Source organism: Microbulbifer maximicatervae (SeqCode) (assembly GCF_052467385.1).
In genome coordinates this window covers 3,901,137-3,928,121 of record NZ_CP174311.1, presented here as the reverse complement: position 1 = coordinate 3,928,121, position 26,985 = coordinate 3,901,137, and the positions used below count along the sequence as shown (strand labels likewise).

Sequence of the window (26,985 nt, the reverse complement as noted above, 5' to 3'; positions counted from 1 at the left end):
TGAAATTATCTGGGGAGATCTGTTTAGCTCACTGCTGTGAAGCTGTCAGCGTGGCCGCTGACTCACAAGTAGGCCCTCTTCTAAGACGGGGGCAGAAAAAATTGGTGGGGCATAGTAGCGCCTCGGCCAGTAATGGCTAAGGTGATTAAACAGAAATCAGCTACTGGAATAGTAGCCAAATGTGCAGATTAATACCTTGGACACGGTGAAGGCCTGAACCTAAATCTATGAGTTAAAAGACAGAGCTAGTCTACCGATATGTTTCCAGTCGGTTAAAGTTGAGGTGGCGTGCTGCCATGACACTCAGCTCAAATGAAAATCTGCTCGACGTTGATTACGTTACGTGATCGCTAGGTAGAAATTCATTACGGATAGGGAACCGCCTATTGGGGACCTGCATGATGGGTGGTGTGGGGAGCGGTAGCTAGAAACTACCGACTACCCGATTTAAGCAAACTCGAGGCGAGAATTTCCAGCTTCAAACTTGCATATTAGTTTAAAACTACCCTTGTCAAACTTCATTCTGAGGGTAATTTCACCATTAGTTCTTCCATCGAAGCTTACAGTTGCAGATAAAAGGGTCTTGCCTCTAAACCAACCGGAATGATCTGCCCAAGAGATATCGTCATCCTCATCATTACAAGATTGATCGTGAGGATATCTATCAATTCCGCAATATAGTCCATCAATAAATATTCGATACCACGAACCAGATAACTCATCATAAAGCCAAAGAAGGTAAATATCTTTGTCAACATCGTCAATTAACGACTTCACGATAGTAAATTTGGAGCCTTCCAGCTCGGGTACATCGCCTTCGTAGTCTTGAAATATTCTATCCATCAGTATGTGTACTTAACGCTAAGTTAACCGGTGCACAATGTGATATACATCAGGTAGAGGCCGTTTGTAGCTGGAGTGTTGTTATACGCTGCACCAAAAAGCCTATTTTCAACGTTTGTAATTGTCATACTCCCATTGAAAATACTGAGATAACTGCGCGCTAATACCAGTCCAACTGATGCCTTGGCAGTGCTCAAGTATGGCGTCAACTTCAGCTAATACAATTGCCCAAGTGTATTCGTTAAGAACAATTGCATGTTTTGCTGAGTTCTTTCCATGAAGATTGTTTGGGGTAACGACTCGAACCAGGAAGTTGTCGCCCCCCTTGATGTCTAGGCCAATTGTAAAATTCATCCAAAAATCCACATCGTAAGCATCCTCTGGCACCCACTCATCTATCGGGTCATGATCAGTACAATCGTAACTAATGATGATTGGTTTCATCACAACTCTCTGGGTGCATAACGCTTAGAGCACTCGACATCAAACCAAAGCAGGGGTTTTGATGTCGAGTGCATATATTTGGTACGCCTAGCATGTGTGTGGGCTAATGGGGTGGAAGTCCCCTGTAGGAAGATCACCGTATAATGGATTCTATTAAATGCTAACTACTAGCGGATGGCAAATGATGTAGTTGAAATTTTACGTTCTTATATGGAAAGATTTGTTTAACATGATATTGTGAAGCTGTCCACCTTCACAGGGATACAAAAGTGGTAGAACATAGCAGCGCTTCGGTTAGCAATGATCAAGTTGATCAAACAGAAGTCAGCTGGCTACAAAGTAGCCAGCTGACAAAATATTTAATTCAAATGAAGAGCTGTTCGACACTATCGTTGGGTAGAGATGCATTACGGATAGGGAACCGAACATTGCGGACCTGCACAATGGGCGGTGTGGGGCCGGTAGCTAGAAAGTATCTGCTACCCGATTGATACATTTACCAGGTAGCCCTGAAAAAGTTGGAAAAACCAGCATAAAGCAACCACAGACCTCCTGAAACTACAGTAATCAATTCGATTTTAAAATATGTAGGGTATTTCTCTCTGGGAGTAAAAATAAATCCTCTACGAATAAAGATTCCAGTAGCAATCATATTTTTACACAGAAAAATTAAAGATACGCCCAAAATTATTGGCCAAATAACCCCCAAGCTACTTTTACTTGCGAGCAAAAAATATATGGGATAACTAAAACATAGAATGAAACATAAATTTGCAAATGGGCGAAAGCTTGCAATTCTTTGCTCTACGTCTTGATCCTCTTGCTTCCATCGCTCTCTTTGAGCAATCATTTCTTCTTTGATACTTTCATATTTTTGATAAACGACACCACATGAGGGACATTGCCACTCCGGTGACCTGTCATAGGAGTTTCTTTGATATTCACATTTAGGACAAATCATAATGAAGTATAAAGCCTCAATCAGTCGACGCGTAAGCGGTCGGCTGCATTGACTCGGTACGCCCTGCATGGGCGCGGACTAATGGGGTGAAAGTTCCCTGTAGAAGATCACCATTTATTGGATTCCATTAAATGCTAACTACTAGCGAATGGCAACTGCAATACTGCAAGGTCTTGTAGGGAGGGAGATACTAGTAAAACTACGAGCTGACGAATAGAAACATCCTTTAGGGCTTAGCCTGGAGGCGAGGTGGTCGAGGACGCCGAAGCCATGTGGTGTAACGGGTCGAGTCAAAGATGCAGCTGTGTAGTGAAAGGTCACGTTCTTATCTGGGGAGATCGGTTTAGCTTGCTGCTGTGAAGCCGTCAGCGTGGCCGCTGGCTCACAAATAGGCCCACCTCCAAGACGGGGGTAAGAAAAAGCGTTGAGATATAGTAGCGCCTCGGACAGTAATGGCCAAGATGATTAAGCAGAAGTCAGCTGACGGAATAGTAGCCAAATGTCCAGATTAATGTCTCGGACACGGTGAAGGCCTGAACCTAAATCTATGAGTTAAAAGACAGAGCTAGCCTACCGATATGTTTCCAGCCGGTTAAAGTTGAGGTGAAGTGCCGCCATGACACTCAGTTCAAATGAAGATCTGCTCGACACTTTTGTTGGATAGAGATTCATTACGAATAGGGAACCGCCCATTGCGGACCCGCACGATGGGTGGGGTGGGGCTGGTAGCTAGAAACTACCGGCTACCCGATTTACACTTTTTATCACTTAAGCTAGTTAAGTTCATATATTGCGGTAATTCTTTGTCCCACTTTAATATATTCCGGTACCGCCATAACTAAGTCCATACCGTAAGAATCTGCGGCCATAGCCAGTGCATATTCTTGGGGGTTGTACTCTAAGGAAAATATAGCGTACGCCTGACCAAAGTTTTCCTCCGTAGTTATGCCATATACACTTTTCACCTTTCTAGATTGAGCTTGGGCAAGAGCATTAGCTTTTTTCCGAGCTTTTGCACTAAGCTCAGTTATCATTTTCTCTTTGTACTCTTCTTCTTTAGACGTCTCAAAGAATGCATTTATATTTTGAACACCATCTAGCCGGATCAGTTCATTCATAAGGCTGGGGTATTTATCGAGGTTCGTTAATCTCAAATTGAATCCTTGCTGTACCTCATAACCCAAAACTTCCAAATTATAAGCTCCGTCTTTTCTAGCTCGCTTTGTGTTTTTATCAATTTGGGTTGACTCTAAACTTGAAATGAGTACTCCATGCTTTTTAAGCGCCTCCAACATCAGTGCTGAGGATTTTGTTAATTTCTCCATAGCTCTATTAGAGGATTGTTCATAAGCCAATATACTAAAGCGTACTTTTGCTACATCGGGCTTTACCTTTTGCTCAAGTTTCTCCGTGACAATAACGAACGGAAAGTTAGGTACTGGATTTGCAGTAACTGTCAATGACATAGCAAGTGTTAAAGCCAAAACAATAAATTTCATGCACGATTCCTTTTTGAGTTTTAACGCCTCAATCACCCGCAGCTGAAACGTTGCGAAGCGGAGTATAAGCTGTCGGGCGCCGAAGGCGCGTAGCTAATTGACTTGGTACGCCCAGGACGGGAGTGGACTAATGGAGTGAAAGTCCCCTGTAGGGAGATCACCATTTAATGGTTCCATTAAATGCTAACTACTAGCGAATGGCAACTGCAACACAGCGAAGTCTTGTGGGCAGGAAGCTGCTAGCCAAACTACGAGCTGAGGAACAGAAAGATCCTGTAAGGCTTAGTCTGTAGGTGAAGTGGCCAAGGACATGGAAGCCGTGTGATCTTGGGGGTAGAGTCAATGATGTCGATGTATAGTGAAAGTTCAGGTTCTTATCTGGGGAGATCTGTTTTGCTTGCTGATGTGTAGCTGTCAAGATGGTCGCTGACTCATAAATAGGTGCAACCCGCTAACCATCATTGTGGGGATAGGCAAAAGTGGCGGAAAACAGCAGCGTCTCGGTCAGTAATGGGCAAGGTGATTAAACAGAAGTCAGCCGACGGCATAGTAGCCAAATACCGAGATTAATATCTTGGGTACGTTGAAGACCTGAATCCAAACTCTATGAGTTAAAAGACAGGGCTAGCCTACGGATATAATGCCAGTCGGATATAAAATTAACGTAGCGCAACGCCATGAACTCAACTCAAATGGAGAGCTGTTCGACACTATCGTTGGGTAGATATGTATAAAGGGTAGGGAGCCACCTATTGTGGACCTGCATGATGGGTGGTGTGGGGGCCGGTAGCTAGAAACTACCGGCTACCCGATTTAAGCGTCACCCCTGAATCTCCGACTATTGGCCATTTGGCCTGCAATATTACGTACTCGCTTATTGGCGCCATTTTCCGCCAACCATCTGACATGCTCTAATTTAATATCAGGAAGATCCAGTACATACTCATGCACTGCAGTATCTGTTGACGATTTTACTTCATCAAACGCTAGCTCAATACCAATTGAACGAATTTTTCGACACAATGCAAACCTTTGATATATCTTCTGTATCGGTTTTTCTAAAATCTCATTATGGTTCGCAATGTTTACAAACTGTTCATTGGTTAACAGGCCTGATTGAATCAGCTCAATTACTCTATTAATATGTAGATCGATATCGTCAGGACCACGATCTTCAAGCGCAAATATATTTTCTACCTCATCATCTGATAGTTTGCTTTTTCCACGAATATAGTTGAGAAATCCACCCCACCTATAATGCTCTGCATTTTGGTCTTCACTATTATTTATCTCGTGGTACTGCAAGGCTAGAAATTCCTCAGAGATGACACCTCTATCGATCCATTCCTGCGTATACCCTAGCCTTTCCATTGCCTCTTTTGTACTCATATCTTTTTCGCTTAACGCCTCAATAGCGATAGCAATGTGGCGAAGCCACGTTTTTAGCTGTCTGGTCACATAGGCGCGAAGTTGATCGGCTTGTTAAGTATTTACACATTGCTTGCTATCCATTCCTTAAAAGACGGACAAATCTCTTTGAAATGGCCTTTAGGGCCCACCTCTGGATCATAGCCTGTCGGATCGAATTCAATGACTTTATTATTTTGGCAAGTAGAATCCATACAGTAGTGGATTGCACACCCAACATGAATAAATGGAACTAGTTCCGTTGGCCAAATCCAGTTGGGGTCATCAGGGTCTCCAGAACAAAAACTCTGATATAGGCTCAAGATCGAATCATCTAAGTCGTTTTTGTGGCCAGTAATAATTCCGAGCATGCCATATTCTGGGCCGAAACCTCCATTTCCTTTTTCTTTGTAGAGTTCAATTAAAGATACAGGGAGTTCTATCCCTGTTTTTACTTTGAACTCTTTAGCTTCCTTTTCGATACTCATAACTTGATCTGGTGCTTAACGCCCAAAGCAGACGCGCAGGCTCTTTAGCGTCGTTCTGCCGCCCAGCATGGGCGTGGTTTAGCGGGGTGAAAGTCCCTTGTAGGAAGCTCACCATTTAGTGGGTTCTATTAAATGCTAACTACTAGCGATTGGCAACTGCAACACTACGAGGTTTTGTGGGGAGGAGGCCGATAGCAAAACATCGACCAGACGAACAGAAACATCCTATTAGGCTCAGCTTGGGATTGAGGTGGCCAAGGACACCCAGCCGAGTGATCTATTGATAGAGTCAATGATGTAGTTGTGTAGTGAAAGTTCACGGTCCTATCAGGGGGGATCTGTTTAACCTACTATAGTTAACCCTCAGTGTGCTTGGTTGATATCGTTACGTGATCGCTGGGTAGATATTCACTACGGATACGGAACCGCCCATTGCGGACCTGCATGATGGGTGGAGTGGGTAGCCGGTAGTTAGAAACTACCGGCTACCCGATTTATGTATTGTATTAGCAGTATTGTAGGAGCGACTTCAATTTTTATTGAAATTAATGTTCACCCTTAACCTTGGTAACTATCTCATTAATTATTTCAGCTGGTAATAACGATTTAGATAAGTACTGCTGCCCCCCAGATTTAGCCACCAAAATAAGACCTAATTCAGTTTCAATAATACGCTCGATATCTGCCCACGACAGAACTGTTATCGTATAAGGATTCTGTGTCTGGATTCCGTCATTATCTATGGTTAATTTCACTTCACTACCGGCACTTTTCCCAAGCATCTGCCGTGCTAACCACCAAGCTCGTCGATATCGAATGTGAATCAGTTCCAGCGCGCCTAATGCAATTAACGTGCAACTTGCGATCTTAGGTTGCTCAGTAAATAACAGTAATCCCGCACCAGAAGATAATAATAATGTAGGAAGAAGATAATTGGGCTTGACATTTTTCCCATAGGGTAGAGACTGATCATAGCATTCGGCAAGGTAATCTCTAGATAAGGTAAATTGAGTATTAAAAGGCTGCATAAAAACAACTTATTGTGTCTGGTAAATTTGTCGTAGCGCTACAGTGAGTGCCAGGGTGATTCTTTAAGCTAATGTCAATTACGCCACCTCTATCAATAAGCTCTCGACTTAGCCCTACATAACACCTTTAGCAACGGCAAATTACGGAATCGAAGGCCTAGTAATTTGTCCGCTTTCTTAAATTTGGCACACCCAGCATGGGCGTGGACTAATGGAGTGAAAGTCCCGCGTAGGAAGATCACCATTTAATGGGCGCCATTAAATGCTAAGTAGTAGTGAATGGCAACTGCAATACCGCGAGGTCTTGTGAGGAGGAGGCCGCTAGCAAAGACGAACAGATATGTCTTATATGATTTGGCCTAGAGGCGAGGTGGCCAAGGGCATCGAAGTCGGGTGATCATCCGGATAGAGTCAATGGTGCAGTTGTGTAGTGAAAGTTCTCGTTCTTATCTGGGGAGATCTGTTTAGCATGCTACTGTGAAGCTGTCAGGGTGGCCGCTGACTCAGAAGTAGCATACCGCCATGACACTCAGCTCAAATGAAGAACTGCTCGACACTATCGTTGGATAGAGATTTATTACGGATAGGGAACCGCCCATTACGGACTCGTATGGAGTGTGATGTGGGGGCCGGTAGTTAGATACTACCGGCCCCCGGATTTAAATGTTTTACTGAATACAACCACTTTCCGCATTTATTGCATATTCGAGCAGTCTACTATTTTTAACTCTTGCATCCTTTATAAATTTTTTCACTATTTTGGGGGCATCTTTGTAGTAAAGCTCTAGATGACCCAATCCATGAAGACCACTTTCGATACATGCAAGGTTATCTAGCGATAAAGCATATTCCAGGACCTCAGCAACAGCTGAATATAGAGCATCTGAATCAGGAAGTTCCTCACAATAGCTAAGGGGGGTTGTATCCCAAAGCATATAGCAAAAATTATTGAGTGGATTTCCTACCTCAGAAAGGTGTCCGAGAGAATCTCGGCACCGAAAATTTAAACACTTTGAATACAAGTGCTTTAACGAGTGTATAGCTTGTAGTCGCTTTTCTAAAGAAGATGGACCATCTCTTAAATAGAAAGATAGATCGGAGAAGGTATTGTTAAAAATGTACTCTAATCCTAACGCTAACTGCCAGTCGCTGTACTGTGCTAAATCACTGTCATAATTATCAAACATGCGAATAATATAAGAAACCAATGACTCTCCGGAGATGTCAGGTTCATCCAAATCAATATCCCATCTCCACTCACCAAGAGATTCATTCCTGTTGAATAGGAACTCTAAGAATTCATTATAAGTCGACTCACTCATATCATTTAACGTTCTTATTTGCAGCAGGTGAAGTGTAGCGTAAGCCGTCTGGCCGCGATAGCAGCGAACAAAATGTGCTTGGTACACCCAGCATGGGCGTGGACTAATGGGGTGAAAGTCCCCTGTAGGAAGATCACCGTTTAATGGGTTCCATTAAATGCTAACTACTAGCGAATGGCAACTGCAATACTGTGAGGTCTTGTGGAGATGAAGCTGCTAGAAAAACTACGAGCTGACGAATAGAAACATCCTATAAGGCTTAGCCTAGAGGCGAGGTAGCCAAGGACAGCGAAGCCGTGTGATCTAACGGGTAGAGTCAATGATGCAGCTGTGTAGTGAAAGTTCACGTTCTTATCTGGGGAGATCTGTTTAGCTTGCTGCTGTGAAGCTGTCAGTGTAGCCGATAACTCATAAGTAGGCCTAACCTGCTAGTGTTGTGTATTGAATAGCTTACTGATATAAAAAATGAGGCCAAGAAACCTTTTGTATGGAAGAAATCTGCCGAAGAAATTTTAGTGAAAGTAGAACGTGCACGCCAAGCACTTTTGAATCAGCAGTCTATTTAATCGCTACACTAGCTTTGGTGCAGTATGTTTCCAGTACGGGTGTTAATGATCTTGGTCAAGATGTACTTGGAGGGCTCTATTTATTAGTGGAGCATGTGATGGTTAAGCTTCAATCAGCTTCATCATGGCAATAGTTTATCATTTGGTTTCTGCAGAAACCATTTAAAAGCTAATAATAAAGTTGATTGCCTATCTGTTCTGTTTTGGTGTATATAACATGTAAGTTATAAGGCTGACTTTATATAAGGAGGATGGCTGTTACATTTCGATAAAATTAGGCGCTCCATATCTAAACTTAATTTAGGGAAAAATAATGAGTGAAACATTACTTGCTTTGAGTCTGCTAGCGCATGAGCTTAATCAGGAAGATCCACGCAATGAAGAAACTCAATGCATGTTAATATTGACGTCGGATTGCGCTTTACTTCTTGTTGCAAACAACAACGATAATATTACTGATAATTGGACAGAAAAGTCATTTTTACGCTGTACAGGAAGTGTTTTACTTGACCAGTCTAAGGGGCGAAAAAGCTATCTAAGTCCAGATGAAGGATCTAAGCAAAAAAATTTTTAATAAAATTAAAGAGGCTTTTGGTAATAGAATAAATGAGCGCCTTAAGCATAAAAAATTCAGCCCAAATATTGGGCACCTGAAGCTAAATATAGGTATGTCTGGCTCAATGAGGTCAGCCATTAAGGACGGCAGTTGTAGAACAATTTTGGTCACAGGTAATGATGGGAATCTAAAAACTGTAAGTGGAGTGATTCATGCAGAGCAAAAGCTAGTTGCAGCTTTAGAGCAAATAGAGAATAGATTCTTCGTTCAGAATGTATGGGTCGCAGGTTGTAAGCGAGCATGTAGTGTTTGCTATCAGAAACTCAACACATTTCGGGAGTCGAAAAAATCGGAATATGAGTTTGAATTTGAGTCACATGAGTTAACGGCATGCCAAGGAAACCAAAGACATGTTGCCTATGACTAACCTTAGAGCGACGTATAGTTATCTGAATAGGTGGGCTAATATTGGCCCGGTTTAATATTTATTTTAGGCTCCTTAAATGACTAGAGTTTAGGGTTTAGAGTTTCACGGGTCAAAAAACGGAAAAAAATAGCTTGACAGAGAGGCGAAGAAAAGGGCGCGGCCTCCAGAAAAGTGTTGAATACACAACTGGAGGTCGTAATGGACACGAAAGGACGTTGCAACATCCCCCGTGAACTATTTGATTGTGACGCAAAGCATACCCGCAAGATCAATTCGGACTTTTATCGAGCTGCTGCTCGGTGCAATGCTAACACCGGCTGGCTTTGTGACCGAAGCCTCCTTGGTACGCCCAGTATGGGCGTGGACTAATGGGGTGAAAGTTCCCAGTAGGAAAATCACCGTTTAATGGGTTCCATTAAATGCTAACTACTAGCGAATGGCAACTGCAACGCCGTGTAGTCTTGTGGGGAGGAAGTCGCTAGCAAGGCTACAAGCTGGCGAACAGGAGCATCTTATATGGCTTAGCCTGGGGGCGAGGTGGCCAGGGGCACTGAAGCCGGGTGATCTAGCGGGTAGAGTCAGTTATGTAGTTGTGTAGTGAAAGTTCACGTTCTTATCTGAGGAGATCTGTTTAGCTTGCTGCTGTGAAGCTGTCAACGATAAGTAGGCCTAACCCGCTAGCCACCATCGCGGGGATAGAAAAACGTGATGGGACATAGCGGCGCCTCGGCCAGTAATGGCTGAGGTGATTAAGCTGAAGTCAGCCGACGGCATAGTAGCTAAATGCGTAGATTAATACCTTGGATATGGTGAAGGCCTGAACCTAAAATCCACGGGTTAAAAGGCAGAGCTAGCCTACCGATGTGTTTTAAGTTGTATAAAGTTGAGGTGGCGCACTACCATGGCACTCAGCTCAGATTAAAACCTGCTCGACACTATCGTTGGGTAGAGATTCATTATGGATCGGGAGCCGCCCATTGCGGACCTGCGCGATGGGTGGTGTGGGGGCCGGTAGCTAGAAACTACTGGCTACCTTATTTAAATGCTTATGCAGCATAGGCTTTAATTGCTGCACCGAGAATAACGCCTGCTAAACCAATTGCACCACTTATCCACCACCTTGAATCTTTCTTGTGGTCCAGCTCGCCGCCATGAAGATTAATCGCAGTATTTATAAGAGTAGAGATATCTGAGTTGGTTAATGGAGTTCTGGAAATTCTTTCCTTTTGGTCATCTGTTAGACCCTTGTAGGCTTCCCTGGATATCTTTGTCTCTTCGTCTACATCGTATAATTTTTGATAGTTTCTGCGCCATACCAAGGATGCTCTTTCCTGTTTACTATCAAGTCGAAAGAACTCGGGGTGCTGTTCAAAGATAGCTTTCCAATAATTCCCTAGATCTTCCTTGCCCTCAATACGATCGGCCCAACCAGAAAAATCTAATTTGTAGAATTTATAAGTTCCCATAACTTGGATTGCGGCTATTACATCTGCGAGCCGGTTATCGTTTTCAGTATATGGATTTTTTTGATTCTTACTCACATTCATCCTTTAGCATTTAATGCTGCCATAAAAGGCGAGCAACTTGTTGCGAGTCCAGGCCACAAAGTGGCTGATTTCCGATGGACTTGGTACGTCCAACATGGTCGTGGACTAATGGGGTGAAAATCCAGTGTAGGAAGATCATCATTTAATGGGTTCCATTAAATGCTAACTACTAGCGAATGGCAACTGCAATACCGTGAGGTCTTGTGGGGAGGAAGCTGCTTACAAAACTACGCGCTGGCAAACAGAAACATCCTATAAGGCTTACCTGGAGGCGAGGTGGCCAAGGGCACCGAAGCCGTGTGATTTAGCGGGTAGAGTTAATGATGCAGTTGCGTAGTGGAAGTTCAGGCTTTTCTTAGGGGAGATCTGTTTAGCTTGCTACTGTGAAGCTGTCAGAGTGGCCGGCGTCCCATAAGGCCCAACCCGCTAGCCACCATCGCGGGGATAGTTGAAAGAGATGAGACACAGCAGGGTCTAGGTCAGTAATGAGCAAGGTGATTAAACAGAGGTTAGCCGACGGCATGGTAGCCTAATGCCAAGATGAATACCTTGGTCAGAGTGAAGGCCTGAACCTAAACTCCATAAGTTAAAAGACAGGGCTAGCCTACCGATATGTTTCCAGTCGGATAAAGTTGAGGTAGCGCACTGCCATGGCACTCAACTTAAGTGAAGTGCTGCTCGACACTATCGCTGGCTAGAGACTCATTACGGATAGGGAACCGCCCATTGCGGACTCGCAAAATGGTTGGCAGCTTAAAGCTGCCAACTACTCGATATGTCTTATTTCTTAACTTTGTGTTCCCTTATTATCTCACCTGTTTCCGAATTCTTTATAATAAATTTTATGGGCTCAAATTTTTTCTCTTCTCGCATACATTCAATATATTTCTCCTGAAGCCTATTAATAGTCTTAATCTCAGTCGGCTTCTCCAGAGTCATATATTCTTTCGAATAATCTTCATATGTTTTGGGGCTACCCTTAGACTGATAAGAGGGGGTATCACTTTCAATTGGGATAGATAAAGCCGCACTGGCCAAATTAAATGATCCATTAATGCCTAAACCTAGAGATAATCTATTTTTAATATATTCAGACATGTGTTTGGTGGATATTCCGTTTAGCTTTGATCGATCATGTACAAATATATCATTAATTTTGACCCCGTCAGCGTAAACAGTATTTTCACACTCCTTCTGGGCTTTTAAATATTCTGGATGTTTACTAGTCACCTCGCCAAATACAGGATTGAATTGTATACTTTCATATGTATTTTTTACTGGCATAAATGATTTTTTCAACTCGGTTGAAGCACACCCAGCTAGCCCCAGAAAGGATATTACTAACACCACATTCCTAATAATCACAACTTTTCATTCTCCTGAGATATCACGCCCTACACAAGGGCAGGCAGATAAGCGCAGCGTTTTGGCTGTACCAGCGACCAAGGGAAGTGCTTGGTTCGGCTTGGTACGCCCAGCATGGACGCGGACTAATGAGTGAAAGTCCCCTTTAGGAAAATCACCATTTAATGGCCGCCATTAAATGCTAATTACTAGCGAATGGCAACTGCAATACCGAGAGGTCTTGTGGGGAGGAAGCCGCTAGCAAAACTGCGTGTTAGCGTGATCCTGGACACCCACCAAATAGAAAGTAAAACCGCCATCCCTATTGATAAAAGATTGAAACCCCACAAAATTTTGTATGTTTATACAGATAAGTGCGCGTGCAGCCGATGACTCTACCGCGAAGCACCCAGATATCTCTTGATGCAACACCGTACTATCACTGTGTCTCCCGCTGTGTACGGCGTGCATTTTTCTGTGGCAGAGATACAGAATCCGGAAAAGATTACGAGCATCGGCGCGAATGGATTGAAAGCCGTATGCATAAGTTAGCCGAGGTGTTTGCGCTAGATATTGCCGCCTATGCAGTAATGAGTAATCACTACCATATAGTGCTCTATATCGACACAAAATCGGCTAACAAATGGTCTCTTACAGAGGTAATTACTCGCTGGAAAAAACTCTTCAAAGCCTCTAGCTTGGCCCAGCGCTATCTTCAGGGCGATACTCTCAATCACGCTGAGGAAGACAGGCTAAAAGAAATCGTTTCCCTATGGCGGGAGCGTCTAATGGATATCAGCTGGTTTATGCGCTGTTTAAATGAATCCATCGCCCGCCAGGCCAATGCTGAAGACAACTGTACAGGCCGCTTTTGGGAGGGCCGGTTCAAATCTCAGGCTTTACTGGATGAAAGAGCACTCGCCGCCTGTATGGCCTATGTAGACCTTAACCCCATCCGTGCCAATATTGCCAAGACACCTGAAGAGTCTGATTACACTTCGATTCAACAGCGTATTCGTGCGGCAGTCTCAGGTAAGCAGCCCAAAAATCTACTTCCGTTTGTCGGCGGTGAGTGTTTGAATATGCCGAAAGGGCTACCTTTCCAGTTGGATCACTATTTGGAGCTAGTGGACTGGAGCGGCCGGCATTTAGACCCCAGAAAACGGGGTTGTATTGCCGAAAACATACCTCCTATTTTGGAGCGACTCGGCATTTCACCTAAGCACTGGCTCTATCTCAGCCGGAACTTTGAAAGCCGCTTTAAAGGCTTGGTGGGATCGGTAGAAGTTGTACAAAAAGTTTGTGCTCAACTCGATAAGCGCTGGGTACACGGTATAAGCGACTGTCGGCGCCTCCTCTCAGCTACACCCTGCTAATCTACCCCGGCCTCAAGTACTCAACAGCACGATTACCGCCCTTTTATCGAAAAACAGCGATCCCAATAGCCTGAAGGGCAATTCCCAGCATTTCATCTCCTTTACCTGTAAACCAAAGAGAAAGAGCCGCCAGAGAGGGGGCTAGCTCTATTGCCGGCACCACTCTCTAGTCATTGGCTGTCCTAGATAGCGTTGTATGTTGAGGTGACGCGCTACCATGACACTCGACTCAAATGAAGAGCTGCTCGACACTATCGCTGGGTAGAAACTCATTATGGATAGGCAACCATCCATTGCGGACCCGCACGATGGGGGATGTGGGGGCCGGTAGTTAGATGCTACCGGCTACCGGCTACCGGCTACCGGCTACCGGCTACCGGATTTAGCATTAGACTTTAGATCTAAAACCCTCAGCAATTTCTGCCATATCCAGCATGAAATTGATATTTCTAGCCCTCTCATGCGCTCTATCTATAACTGCGATTAGCAAGTATGCATTCGGATTCATAAAACCGCGACAATATAAAAGATGTAGATTGCTCAACCTTCGAAACTGGACAATATTTAAGCTCCATTTTTCATTGCCTTTCAGATGGATATGATGCATATCTGCTTTGAGTACAGCATCTGGACGATTGTATGAGGCATCTCGACCAAAGAGTAGCGGAGCATTTCCGGATTTTTTATACGTTCTGAACTTCGATACAAGACTAGCCAATTCCGACTCTGGCATCGTATCCCGTATTAGAGAAGAGGTAAAAACCTTTACTTCCATTCGGTAAATTCCTCAGTATTACTCTTTTCTTTCTTCCTTTTTTCCAAGGCCTTATCGGTATTTTTAGACGATATAATTAGCGATGATTCAGAGATGGGCTTTTGAGTTGTATGTTTAACGGAATATTTCACGTTAATTTGAGTATTCTTTTTCATGCAATAGGCCTTAATTGGATGCAACGATTTCTTTGAATATTTTCATGCCCTTGAAGATCGAATAACAGCCGATATCATCCTCTGTGTATTTTTGAGATGGAAGTTTTTCTAACATTTCCTTAGCTGAGAAATTAAATTCAGCTAAAGTTGAGATAAGTGGTAATAGACCATTCTCAGGATCATCCGGTTTGAAATAATATTCAGTCGAATTGGATTCGCCTTCATATATATTGATTACCAAATAGGCATCATCTCCTTCGCCGAATATTTTTAAATTGCAATCTACATTATCTAAAGAAACGTCCTTTTCATTTACGATGAAATCCATCCATTGATAGAGGCTATTTAGGTTTTCGTAACTTATAGATTTCATTAATTTTTCTCGATCTTTGCTACCGACTCAATTTGCGGCAAGCATCAGCAAGTCCAGCCACGCAGTGGCGAACAATATTGACTTGGTACGCCCAATGGACGCGGACTAATGGGTGAAAGTCCCCAGTAGGAAAATCACCGTTTAATGGGCGCCATTAAATGCTAACTACTAGCGAATGGCAACTGAAATACCGTGAGGTCTTGTGGGGAGGAAGCCGCTAGTAAGACTACGAGCTGGCGAACAGAAACATCTCATAAGAGTTAGCCTGGAGGCGAGGTGGCCAAGGGCACCGAAGCCGGGTGATCTAACGGTTAGAGTCAATGACGCAGTTGTGGAGTGGAAGATCACGTTCTTATCTGGGGAGATCTGTTTAGCTTTCTGCTGTGAAGTTGTCGGCGTTGCTGCTGACTCAGAAGTAGCACTGCCATGATACTCAACTCAAATGAAGATCTGCTCAAGACTTTCGTTGGGTCGAGATTCATTACGGATAGAGAACCGCCCATTGCGGACCCGTACGATGGTTGGTGTGGGGGCCGGTAGCTAGAAGCTACCGGCTATCCGATTTAAATTTCTTTAAGCAACCCATCATCGTTTAGGATTGGTTGCGCCCACTTGTAATAATCTGACTTATTTTCATTCCAAGGCCAAACGCCATCGGTGGTAGGCCATATCATCTGAAGTACTTCAAAATCGTCTCCATCATGCAGCCACAGCCCCCACCCAAAGTACTCTTCAAAGTGTCTTTTTGTTACTTTTATAAAACACACATCAAAGTCACCAAGAAAGCCTGAATAATACTTCCCTGGTTCAAAGACTTCGCCCTCAAGAAGTCGATTTTTATAGTTATTCGCCATAGAATGAGCTAGCTCAGACTTTAGCCCCATAATTAGAACATCAGGCTTATTTTGCTGCTTATTTATGCCGATAGAATATGTAAATGAAGGCTCACCATCTCCTTCCATCACATTAAGAACATGGCATCCATATTCTTCAATATCATCAAGTGCCTTTTGATCTCTCTCATCCATCTTAATACTACTTTAGAAATTTAACGTCCCGCGAAGGCTCGGAGTATACTACCTGCGTTTGTTAAAGGGACTTGGCACACCATTGTGCTACTGCCACTTTAGCATCAAACTCAGACTCATTAACCTTTTCTCCAGAGCTAGCTGCGCACTCATTACTGCCACACGTATAGCCAAGAGCACGATCTACTTCTCCATACTCTTGAATTAAGCCAACAGCTGAATTGTTACGAAGGTAAAAACGATTCTTATACGTCCCAGTTGGTACCGCAATAGGAACCGGCACTACACCAACAAATGCACCAGCGCCCGCCCATGAGGTTCCATCTTTGAAAATGAGTACTTTGCATTCCTCAAATTGATCTACAGTATCTGGATTGCCCCAATGCTCGATAATTTCAGTCTCTGAGTAAGGCGAATCTCTCTTCTCGAAAGCGAATTGATTTCTCTCTTTTCCTAAGCTGAATTTTGTTCTCACCCATTCTTTTTTCCCGTAAGTGCCAACAGCTAAACCAACACAACCAGATATCATACTTAGGGAAACTATTACGAAAATGGCTCTAATCATTGACGTACCTTTAACGCCCGTAGCGAAGAAAATTGAAGCGCAGCTCCAATTTTGTCGGTGTGCCTACGCATGATGCGTCCAGCACGGGCGTGGACTAATTGGGGTGAAAGTCCCATGTAGGAGGATCACCGTTTAATGGGCGCCATTAAATGCTAACTACCAGCGAATGGCAACTGCAATACCGCGAGGTCTGGGGGGAGGAAGCCGCTAGTAAGACTACGAGCTGGCGAACAGAAAAATCCTATAAGGCTTAGCCTGGAGACGAGGTGGCTAAGGACACCGAAGCCATGTGATCTAATGGGTAGGGTAGATGATACAGTTACGTAGTGAAAGTTCATGTTCTTATCTGGGGAGATCTGTTTAGCTTGCTGCTGTGAAGCTGCTGGCGTGGCCGTTGACTCATATGTAGGCTTAGCCCGCTAGCCACCATCGCGGAGACAGAAAAAGGTGGTGGAACACAGCAGCGCCTCGGTCAGTAATGATCAGGGTGATTAAGCAGAAGTCAGCCGACGGCATAGTAGCCTAATGTCAAGATTAATACCTTGGGTAGGGTGAAGGACTGAGCCCAAACTCGACGATTTAATGGGCAGGGCTAACCTACCGATAGGTTTCCAGCCAGGGTTAAAATTGAGGTTGCGCACTGCCGTAACACCCAACTTAAAACCTGCTCGACACTTTCGTTGACTAGGGATTTATTACGGATAGGGAGCCACCCATTGTGGACCTGCATGATGGGTGGTGTGGGGGCCGGTAGCTAGAAACTACCGGCTACCTTATTTAAGAGCTTATGCAGCATAGGCTTTAATTGCTGCACCGAGAATAACGCCTGCTAAACCAATTGCACCACTTATCCACCATCTTGAATCTTTCTTGTGGTCCAGCTCGCCGCCATGAAGATTAATCGCAGTATTTATAAGAGTAGAGATATCTGAGTTGGTTAATGGAGTTCTGGAAATTCTTTTCTTTTGGTCATCTGTTAGACCCTTGTAGGCTTCCCTGGATATCTTTCTCTCTTCGTCTACATCGTATAATTTTTGATAGTTTCTTCGCCATACCAAGGATGCTCTTTCCTGTTTACTATCAAGTCGAAAGAACTCGGGGTGCTCTTCAAAGATAGCTTTCCAATAATTCCCTAGATCTTCCTTGCCTTCAATACGATCGGCCCAACCAGAAAAATCTAATTTGTAGAATTTATAAGTTCCCATAACTTGGATTGCGGCTATTACATCTGCGAGCCGGTTATCGTTTTCAGTATATGGATTTTTTTGATTCTTACTCACATTCATCCTTTGGCATTTAACGCTGCCATAAAAGGCGAGCAACTTGTTGCGAGTCCAGGCCACAAAGTGGCCGATTTCCGATGGTCTTGGTACGCCCAACATGGTCGTGGACTAATGGGGTGAAAGTCCCCTGTGGGAAGATCACCATTTAATGGGTTCCATTAGATGCTAACTACTAGTGAATGGCAACTGCAATACCGTGAGGATTTGTGGGAAGGAGTCCGCTAGTAATGCTACGAGCTGACGGACCGAAATATCCTATAAAGCTTAGCCTGGAGGTGAGGTGGCCAGGGGCACCGAAGCCATGTGATCTAACGGATAGAGTCAATGATGCAGTTGTGTGGTGAAAGTTCGCGTTCTTATCTGGGGAGATCGGTTTAGCTTTTCACTGTGTCTCCCGCTGTGTACGGCGTGCATTTCTTTGTGGCAGAGATACTGAGTCCGGAAAAGATTACGAGCATCGGCGCGAATGGATTGAAAGCCGTATGCATAAGTTAGCCGAGGTGTTTGCGCTAGATATTACCGCCTATGCAGTATTGAGTAATCACTACCATATAGTGCTCTATATCGACACAAAATCGGCTAACAAATGGTCTCTTACAGAGGTAATTACTCGCTGGAAAAAACTCTTCAAAGCCTCTAGCTTGGCCCAGCGCTATCTTCAGGGCGATACTCTCGATCACGCTGAGGAATACAGGCTAAAAGAGGTCGTTTCCCTATGGCGGGAGCGTCTAATGGATATCAGCTGGTTTATGCGCTGTTTAAATGAATCCATCGCCCGCCAGGCCAATGCTGAAGACAACTGTACAGGCCGCTTTTGGGAGGGCCGGTTCAAATCTCAGGCTTTACTGGATGAAAGAGCACTCGCCGCCTGTATGGCCTATGTAGACCTTAACCCCATCCGTGCCAATATTGCCAAGACACCTGAAGAGTCTGATTACACTTCGATTCAACAGCGTATTCGTGCGGCAGTCTCAGGTAAGCAGCCCAAAAATCTACTTCCGTTTGTCGGCGGTGAGCGTTTGAATATGCCGAAAGGGCTTCCTTTCCAGCTGGATCACTATTTGGAGCTAGTGGACTGGAGCGGCTGGCATTTAGACCCCAGAAAACGGGGTTGTATTGCCGAAAACATACCTCCTATTCTTGAGCGGCTCGGTATTTCACACAAGCACTGGCTCTATCTCAGCCGGAACTTTGAAAGCCGCTTTAAAGGCTTGGTGGGATCGGTAGAGGTTGTACAAAAAGTTTGTGCTCAACTCGATAAGCGCTGGGTACACGGTATAAGCGACTGTCGGCGCCTCCTCTCAGCTACGCCCTGCTAATCTACCCCGGCCTCAAGTACTCAACAGCACGATTACCGCCCTTTTATCGAAAAACAGCGATCCCAATAGCCTGAAGACCAATTCCAAGTATTTAATCTCCTTTACCTGTAAACCAAAGAGAAAGAGCCGCCAGAGAGGTAGCTAGCTCTATTACAGGAACCACCCCTCAGTCTTTGGCTGTCCTAGATCTTCACAATGAAACTTCCATCGCATGATACTACAGCTGAATCTGGATCGCCGTAGAGGCAAGCTGTACATTGATCCTCTTCTTCATACTCGATTAGACTTTTACAAGCAGACTTATTTTTCAAATATACAGACTCGAATATGGAATATTCTTTGTGGTCTGTAGTTTCTGCAAGATATCTAATACTTAAAAGATTCTATTCGTGGCTATGAGGCCCGCCTCGACTGCCGAAGGTCAGATTGCAGGCGCTTTTTATGCACCCTTTTTTAATTTGAAAGCAACTATATTTGTATTGCCTTTTCTATACTTTTTGATATCAAAATCAGACGCCAAATCAACAATTATTTCAGGAAGCTTCGTTGCGCCATAAGATCTTGGGTCAAAGTCTGGCATAGCTCTTTTTACAAAACTGCCAGCTGGAGCAACATTTGCCCACCCATCATCATCTTGATATTGCTCCCAAGCCTTAGATAGAACCGGAACTAACTTTGTTATGGGGTCATCATTACTATACCTCTCAACTTTCTCAATATCTGAATTGTCTTTCAATTCAAGATTCTCGGTATAAATAAAGTCATCGCAGGCATTTCGAAATGATATAGGCGTTTTCTTTTGTCCCACACCAAAAACAAATATCTCTGACTCTCTAAGCCGTGATGCAAGCTTTGTGAAGTCACTATCGCTTGATACCAGGGCAAATGCGTCAAACTTCCCTGAATACAATAAATCCATTGCATCAATTATCATGGATGCATCGGTAGAGTTTTTACCACTGGTGTATGCAAATTGTTGAATTGGCTGGATCGCAAGCTCATTTAACGATTGCTTCCAATTCTTAAGGTACTCACTTGACCAATCCCCATAGGCTCTTTTTATAACGAGATGACCGTGAGCCGAGATTTCATCAAGAATGGACTTTACTTTTAAGCATTGAGCGTTATCTGCATCAATCAAGACTGCAATTTTTTTATGGTCATCCAAATCCTTCATTATCCTTCCTGTTCTACCAATTTTCGATAATTGCACTGTGCTTGACGCCCGCAATACCGGGAATAAAAGTTTAGTGAAGCGTAGCTGTTGTTTTCGAGTGCTTGCGATTGTTAAATTTCATCTTCGTTAGCTGCTTCACTCTTCCTTTCTCGGTCAAAATACACTCCTCTTGGGACGCTAGGCTGATGGTATCCACTACTTGCGCGGACGGTAACATGTTGAATAGACTTCGTCTCCACCTGTTCTCCGATTAATTCAATACCATGTGCCTCAGCCTGCATGCGAACATAGCCTCTCAGCATTTTTTCTCTATAAGAGTACATTCCTTTTTTCTTTGGGTCAGGAACTAAGATTTCACCGCAGCATTCATTTTTAAGCTTTCTAATACGGGTTCCATATTTCGTGGATGACATAGCTTCCTTGTCGGAAAATTGCTTCATAATGTACTCATACGAAGAATACATATCTTTTACGTAACGATGTAGCCATTCTGAGTCTGCCGTAGACCAGAGTACTTCCTCGTAATCACCTGTTCTCTGTGATATGGCCTTCTCGTATGGCCTTTTTAGTTCGGCTGAAATGCTTTGTATAGAATCTTTTATAGCTGCATGATAATGCTCTTTAGTGACAGTATTAACATTATCTTTCGTCCAGAAGATATGCCACATTAGCTTCTCTGTTATTAAATGGACATAGTATGGGTATCCATCTGAAACAGCTGCTATTCTCACCAGAATATCCCCTGCTATCTCAATGTTAAATGCATTTGCTGCATCTGTTACGATTCCCCACCGAGCATCCCAGCTGAGCTTTGGTAACTCGATTGTTTCTAGTTGTCTTATTGCAGATTGATGAGCTCCAAGCAGTGCATCGATTGTTGATGCTACCCCGGTAAATATAAATTTAATTGCGACTCGTTTGTCACCCAGATGTTTTAATAGGTCAGCAAATAACGAACGTTCTTCATCTGATTCCATTCTGTCAAATTCATCGATTACCACTACGGGGTATTCTGAGTGTATTAGAGATACCTCTCTTAGTATTTCGACAGCATCTAGGAGTGATTTGATTTCACCATGAAGGTCTTTAAGAGTTATATCCTGAGCGTGCTCAAGACTTAGAAATTTGAATTTGACCCCCGCCTTCTCTTTTATTGTTTTTTTACTAAGCCTACTCGCGCTAATTGCTTGATATGCAATATTTACAATTACATCGGAAAATGTTGCATCTGGAGAACACGAAACATCAATGTATTCTGAATCTGAACTTTGATATTGGTTAGCAGCTGTTGCTGCCAGTGACGACTTGCCTACACCTCTATCTCCATAGATAAAGACATGACGACCAGATGCGTATAGCGACTCTTCTATTCTTCGAAGCTCAGACTCTCGACCAAATAGGTGTTCCACACTATGAATCGGCTGTGCAGGAAAAACCAACTGAGCAAGCTTCTTCCCAAATAAATGGCTATCGTATCCTTCTATTGCCATTAGCTATCTTCCTCTCCAATATATCTACAAGCTCAAAAAATATAACGCTAAGCTATGGGACAGAGCGGCAATGCTTTTTTCCGCTTGAGCGTATTGTTATGTCATTCATCGTTAGTACTCTGAAGTAAAGACTTTCTTCCAACCATCATGGTTGCCAAATATGATGATAAATTTGGAGGCTCAAGGTAAGAAGACGATATATGTTGAAGGATTGAATAGTAGAGATACCCTAGATTATTCCCTTCTAGAGAGCCATGATCATCAGTGGGTATAAATGGCGAAAAAAACCACTTGTAGTCTTTATCTTCTATTTCATCAGGGTAGCGTTCATATGAAAACCCATGATCATCAAGCTTTCCGAAGAAAATGGCCCCCGAATTTAAGATTACGCTTGTATTAGGGAGATGGCTAAAATCTGTATCTTTAAATGTAGCTTTGACATCTGAGAACTCAAAATCTCCGGAATTAACGAACAACATAAATGAGTAGATTTTATTTAGAGTTTTATTCTCTTTACCTAAAAATATGTCTCTTATTAAAGATGAGCCATCAGTTTTACCCAGATACGCCGTATTAGGAATATCTTCGTGAGCCATTTCATTCTTTATTTTTGATAGAACCTCAGAGAAGGCTGGAATATATTTAGAGTTTTTATAATAAGTTGATTTAATCTCGCCACAAGCATAAACAGAATCTATCGGTATGTACTCAGAGCCGTCTTTTGTTGTCATTAAAGAGGGAAGGTTTGAGGTGTCAGCAATGATTATGTCTAGTTGTGGACTAACAACTCCATCTGCATCTATAAGGTGACCATGTGTTACATATAGATTTTTAGGGAGCATTCTTTTAAAAAACTCCCGCACATGTATTTCAATTTCATTACCCGCGGCTTTAATATCACCGGTGCCATGAATACGGATAGCACCATCTCGGGCTTTTACGAGGTCTTCTGCCTCACTTTTAAAAATAGTTGGAATGTCTAACTTTCGCACAATCTCTCCATTTGTGGCACATAAAGCCCGCAACACTGGCTAATTGTAGTGGAGCATTTTGGCATAAAATGGCAAAGCCATGCCAAAATGCGTAACGGAAATTTGTCCGCATGCTTGCGACTGTCAGGGCTTTTCATCATGTTTCGTTGGGATTTACCGAGATTACGTAGCCGCTATGAATCCAACCGACTTTGTTTAAGTTGTTTACGTAATCAAAGTGCTCGACTTGAATCCATTCTCTTTGCCTCGCTAGCTCAATAACCTTCTTGTTTCTTGGGAGCACTTGGAGAACCTTGCCATCCATACTTGGCTCCTCTCGAAAATTGAGTTCTCGATCTATTACTAAGAAAACGCTCTCATTTTCGTTTCTTTCAAGCGCTTGCAGTTGAGTTGAAATAGTCTGCTCCAACGTTTCCATTCTTTCGAGCAATTTTTCTTCCGACTCCATTGCCGACATTTGCGAAAGATAGTAGAGAAAAAGTGCAAAAATTAGGCTTAAATAGAACTCTGCGCTTAGTCGGCTAAGAGGTGCCCGGCTGGATCTAGTTTTTAATTCTTCAATTAAAGAACAGTCGTCTTCTGCTTCTGCAATCTCATCTACTAGAACTTTGTAAGCTTCAGAGAATGTTAAAGAACCAACACTTTTATTAACTTGCTCAGATATTCTAGAGAATGCTGAAAGTGAAGGACTGGCCTCAAGTGCCTTTATTGCTCTTAATGCAGGTGCATCCTGTAAATATCGAATCGCTCGAAATGCGGCCGAACTTTCGAGATCTTTGACAACCCGCAAGGCGGGAGAATTTTCCAGATCGCGCATAATTCGCATCGCTGGAGATTCTTCTATCTGTCGAATCAATCGCATTGAGGGCGAGTCTTCAATCTCCCGTATCAATCGAAGCGTCGGCGAATCGTTTATTTCCCGTATCATGCGCATCGTTGGTGACTCCTCCATCGTTCGAATTGCACGCATAGTTGGTGAGTCGTCAAGCGAACGAAGAAAATCTAGAGTTGTGTTCTCAAATACATCCGTCATTTTTCAACCACTGAATTCCATTGTATTACTCTAACGCCCGGCTTTGGAGCTGCGAAGCAGCGAAAAGGCAGTCCAAGCCCGGGAGGGGCGATTACCAAAGCGCTAGCAACCAAAATATAGGCACAAAAATAATCTTATTGGATTTTATTAAGTTTGTTTTAGTGTCAAAGCTGCGTAAAATCAGTAGATATTTATCGATATTTGGGACATCACTGAAAAGCCTACTAAAGATCGATGATCAAAGCGATTCGAGAGAATCAAGTATTTTCTAAAAACCATTCCCTCAAAGGAGAACGGTAGCGTGACGTAAGAGTAAGTAAAAGGCGCTGACCCAAGGTGCGCTAACACCTGGGGCCAGCTAACCAAATTGATATCATCACTATCAAAATGGCTATATGGATCATACGCTAGAAACCCGCTCGTCTTCAATAAAGTGGAGTCCAGTCAGCAGTTTGGGGCATGTCCCTTGGCTCTGGAAGCGTTGCGCCTGCCTTTTCTACCTCTATGCCTACCGTTCTCGCGCCCCACCTGATACTTCCTTAACAGTTACTTTCAAATCCTTCCATTAAGGGAGGTCTACGCATGGTTTGAGTGTTAATAGGAAGCAAATATGTTGATCTTAAAGCGCCGGACGGGTGAAAACTTACGGATTGGATCGAACGTCTCAATTACGGTATTGGAAGTTAAGGGTAATCAGGTAAAGATAGGCATACGTGCTCCCAAATCTCTACCCGTTCACCGTGAGGAAATCTATAGACGTTTGCAAAAGGGGAGGGTGTTGGGGGGTGGCGTTGGTTGAGATTACGGAGCGCCCTGAGCAGGGGCGCGCGTTGGCGCGTCCAGTCCACGAGGCGTGTTAATAAGAGCGTTAACGCCGTTATAAACGGCGCAGATTTACTGCGCCCGGCGCCGAAGGCGCATAATTGATAACCTTGTTAGCTGGAAACCTTGCACAGAAGTATTGCTTGAATTCATTGCTTGTGAACCGCTCTTTGACTATTGACCTGTGCGCTTTCCACCGATTAAGTACAGGAAAACCCGACTCTACAGTTTTTCTCACCCAGCTTTCCTCAGATTCGAGTGATTCATCCTCTGTAGGCTTAATATCCACAATCTCGAATTCAGGATCACAGCCTTCAGAATATAGAAGAACTAAATAAACTTTAATATCGAATGTTTTAGTTTTGGGTAAAGACCTTTTAGCTCTACGTATATGTTGCTTTTTCCTCTTTTTAAAGTCTTCAGTCTGGCCTACATATACAGGTACACCATCTCTAGGATCTATAATTCGATATGTTATATATTCCATACTTTAGTCAGCTAACGTTGCCAGCAGGGAGGAAAAACCAAAGCGAGGCGGCGGTTTTGGCGTCCCTCTGGCTGGTCTTCTTAACTCTCTATGATGCTCTGCTTAATTAGTGTTTTTTTCGCAAACCCTACGAAGAAATAGATAGCGACTGCATGAATAGCTCCGTTAATCGCAACTGAGAACAAAAGAACTGAACCGCTTACTTCATGACCAGATTCGGAAAGTGCGATAGCTCCGAAAATAGCTTGAATAAGCATGTTAATTGCGATTAGGCCAATCACTACCCTGGTTTTTTCAGTTTTAGTGAAATAGCGACGATTCTTATTCGCAAAAGAAGAACATACCCAAAATATCGTGCCCAATAATATTCCGATATTTACGCCGCTACTACTGCTAAGGCCAAAATAGTTAAGTATAAATCCTACGATGAAAATCAGTGTTATATAAGTTAAAGTGAACCGGGTTAATACTCCTCGAATGCTCATTACTTCTCCTTGTGTAGTTAATGCCCTCAGCATAAGCGAGGAGCGCGGCGACGAGTCTAGCTGGATGGGCGTTTATGGCTGAGCTCGTTATATGATTTATGCCACACTTTCTCGTTCCTTATTTGTGACCAAACCACCTGCGTTACTAATTATTTTTTGCCTTATCTCATCAGATGATGTTTCTTTTGCAGCCTCTAATTCTGATGGTGTGATACCCACAACCTGAATAAGATCGACTGCTCCAGATTTAATGGCAAAGTTTTCTGGGAAATTCACAGGGTGAGTAAACATCATCGTTTTTATGGAAGTAGAAAGTGCAAGGGGAACACGGTGCCCATAATAAAGGGGAGGAAAATTGCCCATCTGACCAGAAATGAGAAGTAAATTATAAGCCATTAAGGTTTGTAAAACTCCAATTGCCCAATCCGCCTCTTCGTCTGTTTCCATGACAAACTCTACGCCCAATCCAGAAAACTCTTCTGGTTCCTCAGTCTCCCAAGGGTTGGACATACCAGATGTAACATAAGCCCAGGTATTCCTTGTTTCGGATGGCTGACTCTTGAAAACTCCATGCGTTAACCAGCGAGGATCAACAGCCTTAGCATTCATGCGATCAAAAGTTTCGTTTGATAAAGTATAAATTCCGGGCCCTAGATCACCAAATATTCCCCTGTATATTGTTTCTTCTCGTTCTTTCCAGGAGTCTTCAAGGAAGCTCATACTTTTTCCTTCACATAATATTTATATAGTAATCAATCTGACCACTATTATCATGATTATCATCCTGGAATCAATCTAGCGAAGAAATGCGTAAAATCTTGAGAAATTAATAAATCACACACAAGCTTGAACTCTTGTCCCAAGTGTAAAAAAGATCACTTTGCCCACTATCCCCACGGAATAGACTTTCTCTAACTCCCTAGACCTTTCAATCTATCAGGATCTTTATAAAAAATAGCAGTCGAACCAATCGGAAATCATGTTGATTTCTTATCAGGTACTTAGAAGGTTTGAAAAATTGGGCGGTGCCTGAAGCGTTTCACCTCGCTTTAGGTCGTATACCACTCTGGTAAAGCTGGTTTTGGAGCTGATAAACCCTTAGATGATGTAAGTACATTGAGCACATACTCGGGTTCTGAAGTTGATAGAAAATCGAAAGGCACTAGTTCAAGAAGGGGTTGCTTGATTTATAT

At 43.3% G+C, this 26,985-nt stretch carries 27 protein-coding genes; 5 read left to right on the top strand and 22 right to left on the bottom strand.

From position 1 onward, the window contains the following. Positions 1-447 precede the first annotated feature (447 nt). The 8 genes from ACJJIR_RS16820 to ACJJIR_RS16785 form a co-directional block, all read right to left on the bottom strand. Positions 448-843 carry a hypothetical protein gene (locus ACJJIR_RS16820; RefSeq protein ID WP_444906210.1) on the bottom strand — a complete coding sequence of 132 codons (396 nt, stop codon included), beginning with the start codon at positions 841-843 and terminating at the stop codon, positions 448-450. Positions 844-951: 108 nt separating this feature from the next. Next, positions 952-1,287 carry an Imm8 family immunity protein gene (locus ACJJIR_RS16815; RefSeq protein WP_444906209.1) on the bottom strand — a complete coding sequence of 112 codons (336 nt, stop codon included), beginning with the start codon at positions 1,285-1,287 and terminating at the stop codon, positions 952-954. A gap of 496 nt (positions 1,288-1,783) precedes the next feature. Next, positions 1,784-2,248: a hypothetical protein gene (locus tag ACJJIR_RS16810; protein ID WP_444906208.1), complete on the bottom strand. Its 465-nt coding sequence runs from the start codon at positions 2,246-2,248 to the stop codon at positions 1,784-1,786. A 773-nt stretch (positions 2,249-3,021) separates the two neighbouring features. Continuing rightward, positions 3,022-3,747, bottom strand: a complete 726-nt coding sequence (locus tag ACJJIR_RS16805; RefSeq protein ID WP_444906207.1) for an SIMPL domain-containing protein — start codon at positions 3,745-3,747, stop codon at positions 3,022-3,024. A gap of 813 nt (positions 3,748-4,560) precedes the next feature. Continuing rightward, on the bottom strand, positions 4,561-5,205 hold the full coding sequence (locus ACJJIR_RS16800) for a hypothetical protein (protein ID WP_444906206.1): 645 nt from the start codon (positions 5,203-5,205) through the stop codon (positions 4,561-4,563). Positions 5,206-5,237: 32 nt separating this feature from the next. Continuing rightward, a complete protein-coding gene (locus ACJJIR_RS16795; RefSeq protein ID WP_444906205.1) occupies positions 5,238-5,642 on the bottom strand; it encodes an SMI1/KNR4 family protein in 405 nt (134 codons plus the stop codon). A gap of 545 nt (positions 5,643-6,187) precedes the next feature. After that, a complete protein-coding gene (locus ACJJIR_RS16790; protein ID WP_444906204.1) occupies positions 6,188-6,670 on the bottom strand; it encodes a YcxB family protein in 483 nt (160 codons plus the stop codon). A gap of 668 nt (positions 6,671-7,338) precedes the next feature. Continuing rightward, on the bottom strand, positions 7,339-7,992 hold the full coding sequence (locus ACJJIR_RS16785) for a hypothetical protein (protein WP_444906203.1): 654 nt from the start codon (positions 7,990-7,992) through the stop codon (positions 7,339-7,341). An 879-nt stretch (positions 7,993-8,871) separates the two neighbouring features. On the opposite strand from ACJJIR_RS16785, the gene ACJJIR_RS16780 reads away from it, so the two are divergent. Both ACJJIR_RS16780 and ACJJIR_RS16775 read left to right on the top strand, forming a co-directional pair. After that, on the top strand, positions 8,872-9,132 hold the full coding sequence (locus ACJJIR_RS16780; RefSeq protein WP_444906202.1) for a hypothetical protein: 261 nt from the start codon (positions 8,872-8,874) through the stop codon (positions 9,130-9,132). Then, on the top strand, positions 9,104-9,541 hold the full coding sequence (locus ACJJIR_RS16775) for a hypothetical protein (protein WP_444906201.1): 438 nt from the start codon (positions 9,104-9,106) through the stop codon (positions 9,539-9,541). The genes ACJJIR_RS16780 and ACJJIR_RS16775 overlap by 29 nt, the downstream gene beginning before the upstream one ends. 1,046 nt (positions 9,542-10,587) lie before the next feature. Here the strand turns inward: ACJJIR_RS16775 and ACJJIR_RS16770 are convergent. Together ACJJIR_RS16770 and ACJJIR_RS16765 are read right to left on the bottom strand one after the other, a co-directional pair. After that, complete coding sequence (locus ACJJIR_RS16770; RefSeq protein ID WP_444906200.1) at positions 10,588-11,082, bottom strand: hypothetical protein; 495 nt, start codon at positions 11,080-11,082, stop codon at positions 10,588-10,590. 786 nt (positions 11,083-11,868) lie between these two features. Beyond that, the gene (locus ACJJIR_RS16765) at positions 11,869-12,453 is read right to left on the bottom strand and encodes a hypothetical protein (protein WP_444906199.1); all 585 of its coding nucleotides are present in this window, start codon (positions 12,451-12,453) and stop codon (positions 11,869-11,871) included. A 368-nt stretch (positions 12,454-12,821) separates the two neighbouring features. Between ACJJIR_RS16765 and ACJJIR_RS16760 the strand changes: the two genes are divergently transcribed. Further along, positions 12,822-13,808, top strand: a complete 987-nt coding sequence (locus ACJJIR_RS16760; protein WP_444908429.1) for a transposase — start codon at positions 12,822-12,824, stop codon at positions 13,806-13,808. A gap of 388 nt (positions 13,809-14,196) precedes the next feature. Here ACJJIR_RS16760 and ACJJIR_RS16755 read toward each other — a convergent pair whose 3' ends face one another. From ACJJIR_RS16755 to ACJJIR_RS16735, 5 genes are all read right to left on the bottom strand, one after another. After that, on the bottom strand, positions 14,197-14,583 hold the full coding sequence (locus tag ACJJIR_RS16755) for a type II toxin-antitoxin system YafO family toxin (protein ID WP_444906198.1): 387 nt from the start codon (positions 14,581-14,583) through the stop codon (positions 14,197-14,199). A gap of 165 nt (positions 14,584-14,748) precedes the next feature. Further along, positions 14,749-15,111: a hypothetical protein gene (locus ACJJIR_RS16750; RefSeq protein WP_444906197.1), complete on the bottom strand. Its 363-nt coding sequence runs from the start codon at positions 15,109-15,111 to the stop codon at positions 14,749-14,751. A 563-nt stretch (positions 15,112-15,674) separates the two neighbouring features. Continuing rightward, complete coding sequence (locus ACJJIR_RS16745) at positions 15,675-16,139, bottom strand: DUF4262 domain-containing protein (RefSeq protein WP_444906196.1); 465 nt, start codon at positions 16,137-16,139, stop codon at positions 15,675-15,677. Between the two features lie 61 nt (positions 16,140-16,200). Beyond that, positions 16,201-16,704, bottom strand: coding sequence for a hypothetical protein (locus ACJJIR_RS16740; RefSeq protein WP_444906195.1), 504 nt, complete (start codon positions 16,702-16,704; stop codon positions 16,201-16,203). 785 nt (positions 16,705-17,489) lie between these two features. Further along, positions 17,490-17,984 carry a hypothetical protein gene (locus ACJJIR_RS16735; RefSeq protein WP_444906194.1) on the bottom strand — a complete coding sequence of 165 codons (495 nt, stop codon included), beginning with the start codon at positions 17,982-17,984 and terminating at the stop codon, positions 17,490-17,492. A 485-nt stretch (positions 17,985-18,469) separates the two neighbouring features. Here ACJJIR_RS16735 and ACJJIR_RS16730 point away from each other — a divergent pair, with 485 nt between their 5' ends. Next, on the top strand, positions 18,470-19,306 hold the full coding sequence (locus tag ACJJIR_RS16730; protein ID WP_444906193.1) for a transposase: 837 nt from the start codon (positions 18,470-18,472) through the stop codon (positions 19,304-19,306). 439 nt (positions 19,307-19,745) lie between these two features. Here the strand turns inward: ACJJIR_RS16730 and ACJJIR_RS16725 are convergent, their stop codons facing one another. The 4 genes from ACJJIR_RS16725 to ACJJIR_RS16710 form a co-directional block, all read right to left on the bottom strand. After that, positions 19,746-20,483 (bottom strand): NYN domain-containing protein, encoded by a 738-nt coding sequence (locus tag ACJJIR_RS16725; protein WP_444906192.1) that lies wholly within the window; start codon positions 20,481-20,483, stop codon positions 19,746-19,748. 110 nt (positions 20,484-20,593) lie between these two features. Then, positions 20,594-21,973 carry an ATP-binding protein gene (locus ACJJIR_RS16720; protein WP_444906191.1) on the bottom strand — a complete coding sequence of 460 codons (1,380 nt, stop codon included), beginning with the start codon at positions 21,971-21,973 and terminating at the stop codon, positions 20,594-20,596. 101 nt (positions 21,974-22,074) lie between these two features. Continuing rightward, a complete protein-coding gene (locus ACJJIR_RS16715; RefSeq protein ID WP_444906190.1) occupies positions 22,075-22,965 on the bottom strand; it encodes a DUF6602 domain-containing protein in 891 nt (296 codons plus the stop codon). Positions 22,966-23,101: 136 nt separating this feature from the next. Beyond that, positions 23,102-23,998 (bottom strand): SH3 domain-containing protein, encoded by an 897-nt coding sequence (locus ACJJIR_RS16710; protein ID WP_444906189.1) that lies wholly within the window; start codon positions 23,996-23,998, stop codon positions 23,102-23,104. Positions 23,999-24,608: 610 nt separating this feature from the next. On the opposite strand from ACJJIR_RS16710, the gene csrA reads away from it, so the two are divergent. Next, on the top strand, positions 24,609-24,797 hold the full coding sequence (csrA, locus tag ACJJIR_RS16705; RefSeq protein ID WP_444906188.1) for a carbon storage regulator CsrA: 189 nt from the start codon (positions 24,609-24,611) through the stop codon (positions 24,795-24,797). A gap of 78 nt (positions 24,798-24,875) precedes the next feature. On the opposite strand, the gene ACJJIR_RS16700 is transcribed toward csrA, so the two are convergent. The 3 genes from ACJJIR_RS16700 to ACJJIR_RS16690 form a co-directional block, all read right to left on the bottom strand. Continuing rightward, a complete protein-coding gene (locus ACJJIR_RS16700) occupies positions 24,876-25,307 on the bottom strand; it encodes a GIY-YIG nuclease family protein (protein ID WP_371840950.1) in 432 nt (143 codons plus the stop codon). Between the two features lie 80 nt (positions 25,308-25,387). Continuing rightward, positions 25,388-25,792: an ABZJ_00895 family protein gene (locus ACJJIR_RS16695; protein WP_444906187.1), complete on the bottom strand. Its 405-nt coding sequence runs from the start codon at positions 25,790-25,792 to the stop codon at positions 25,388-25,390. Between the two features lie 96 nt (positions 25,793-25,888). Further along, on the bottom strand, positions 25,889-26,512 hold the full coding sequence (locus ACJJIR_RS16690) for a suppressor of fused domain protein (RefSeq protein WP_444906186.1): 624 nt from the start codon (positions 26,510-26,512) through the stop codon (positions 25,889-25,891). Between the last annotated feature and the right edge of the window lie 473 nt (positions 26,513-26,985).